The 567-nt window shown below is 64.7% G+C and carries 1 protein-coding gene; it reads right to left on the bottom strand.

Features of this window, described 5'->3' with window-relative positions; genetic code table 11:
* On the bottom strand, positions 1-521 hold a 521-nt coding region (locus tag U4Y88_RS37605), incomplete at its 3' end, for an SDR family oxidoreductase (RefSeq protein ID WP_321790138.1).
* Positions 522-567 lie beyond the last annotated feature (46 nt).

Here is a 567-nt window from a genome sequence, read left to right as displayed (position 1 = left end):
TCCTTGAGGTCGAGAATCCAGTTGCGGGCGAACGAGCGCACCGCGGCCTTCGAAGCCGAGTACACGCTGAACGCCGCCGTGCCCGCGCTGCCGGCCGTCGAACCCGTGAGGATCACCGATGCGCCCTTGGCCAGCAGCGGCAGCGCCTTTTGCACCGTGAACAGCACGCCCTTCACGTTGCGGTTGAAGGTGTCGTCGAAGTGCTCTTCGGTGATGTTGCCGAAGGGCAGCATCGAACCGCCGCCTGCGTTGGCGAACAGCACATCGAGGTGGCCGTGTTCCTCCTTGATCTGTGCATACAGCGCGTCGAGCTCGTTCAGCTTCGTCGAATCGACGCGCGCGCCGGTCGCCTTGCCGCCTGCATCGCGGATGCTCTTGACGGCGGCATCGAGTTCAGCCTGACGGCGGCCCGTGAGGTAGACGTGGGCGCCTTCGGCGGCGAAGCGCTGGGCGGTGGCGAGGCCGATGCCGCTGGTCGCGCCGGTGACGAGTGCGATCTTGTTGTCGAGTTTGCGTGCCATGGTGAAGCTCCTTTCTTTAAGTCGGTGGACGTTTGGGTTGGGTGTT

Source organism: Paraburkholderia sp. J94, assembly GCF_905220285.1.
Lineage (GTDB): Bacteria > Pseudomonadota > Gammaproteobacteria > Burkholderiales > Burkholderiaceae > Paraburkholderia > Paraburkholderia tropica_A.
The sequence above is the reverse complement of the archived record's forward strand: the minus strand, read 5'-3'. Positions and strand labels throughout refer to the sequence as shown.